1 protein-coding gene is annotated in these 263 nt (G+C 57.0%); it reads right to left on the bottom strand.

Annotated features, from left to right (window positions below):
- Positions 1-263: hypothetical protein (locus R0J87_RS21540; RefSeq protein WP_498888848.1), on the bottom strand; the 263-nt coding region annotated here is incomplete at both ends.

The raw sequence follows: 263 nt of genomic DNA, 5'->3' as shown, positions 1-263 counted from the left end.
AGGAACCAGATGGCAACCGAGGTTTCAAGCCTCGCTAACAGCGCCTGTGCCGTTGCCAGATAACCCACCGCCGACGCCAGAATGGCAACCAACGGCGCGCCAATCATCATGTTCCACAGCATATGGTTGGTAATGTTGTCGCCGCTGCCCTCTTTGTTGAGATACAGCGGAATCCCGGCCTTTTTCAGGCTGAGGGTGACCACCGCCAGCGCACCGCAAATGAGGATAAAGCAAAGCCGTCCCAGCGAACCGGAGAATTCACG

Source organism: Halomonas sp. SIMBA_159, from assembly GCF_046536035.1.
Classification (GTDB): Bacteria; Pseudomonadota; Gammaproteobacteria; order Pseudomonadales; family Halomonadaceae; genus Vreelandella; species Vreelandella venusta_A.
Note: the sequence above shows the minus strand (reverse complement) of the source record. Positions and strands in the feature narration are given on the sequence as shown.